The 393-nt window shown below is 79.1% G+C and carries 1 pseudogene; it reads left to right on the top strand.

Annotation, left to right across the window (positions count from 1 at the left end):
• Positions 1-393 (top strand): annotated as a pseudogene (locus GTW08_RS30835) (DNA polymerase III subunit gamma/tau); the annotation flags it as partial.

The following is a 393-nucleotide window of genomic DNA, read 5'->3' as shown; positions in this document are numbered from 1 at the left end:
CGCGCAGGAGGCCCCAGTCCGTCGCCCCGCCCCGCCCCGCGACGGCGCCCCCGCCGACGCCGTACCGCCGGAGTCGGCGCAGCCGGTGTCGTCGGCGTCCTCGCTGGACGCGACGGCGGTCCGCCGGGTCTGGCCGGAGATCCTCGCCGCTGTCCGTCAGCGCAGCCGCAGCACCGAGGCGCTGCTGGTCAACGCCACCGTCCGGGCGGTCGACGGCGACACCCTGGTCCTCGCGATCGGCGCCCCGCCGCTGGCCCGGCGGCTGTCCGAGGCGCGCAACACCGACGTGATCGCCGATGCGCTGCGCGCCGTCCTCGGGGTCCAGTGGCGGGTCCACTGCGACACCGGGGAGGCCGCGACCGCGCGTCGCGCCGCCACGCCGGAACGCGCGCA

The organism is Pseudonocardia sp. SID8383 (assembly GCF_009864975.1).
Lineage (GTDB): Bacteria > Actinomycetota > Actinomycetes > Mycobacteriales > Pseudonocardiaceae > Pseudonocardia > Pseudonocardia alni.
Note: the sequence above shows the minus strand (reverse complement) of the source record. Positions and strands in the feature narration are given on the sequence as shown.